Raw genomic sequence first — 410 nt, forward strand, 5'->3', positions numbered from 1 at the left:
GACGGCCTGCCACAATCTGCTTGCGATGGAAGTCGCCGGACTGCACGGCGCCAGTCTCTATCCGGGATCGTGGAGCGAATGGTGTGCCGACAAACGTCGTCCGGTCGCGACTGGCTCACAGCCGTAGGCCGTAAGCCATCGGCCATGCTCGTCGGCATCGACGCGGCAGCAATGACAAAGGGCGTCCCGAGGGACGCCCTTTTTGCTTGCTTCGCCGCCCAACATCAAATGCCGGGGCGTCGTATCACCCGATCAATGTGGCGACTTGCCCGGCGCCGCAATACCGCCGCCTTCACTCGCATTGACTGCCGACATCGCCAAGGCGTTACCACCGTCCTTATGGTCGTGCCCGTGGTCGTGCTCATGATCGTGACCGTTGAGCCACACCACCAGTGTCAGCCCGACGGCAA

1 pseudogene is annotated in these 410 nt (G+C 62.9%); it reads left to right on the plus strand.

From position 1 onward, the window contains the following. A pseudogene (locus CDV44_RS27900) lies at window positions 1–127 on the plus strand (sulfurtransferase); the annotation flags it as partial. Window positions 128–410 lie beyond the last annotated feature (283 nt).

Source organism: Pandoraea sp. PE-S2R-1, assembly GCF_002179865.1.
Taxonomy (GTDB): Bacteria; Pseudomonadota; Gammaproteobacteria; order Burkholderiales; family Burkholderiaceae; genus Pandoraea.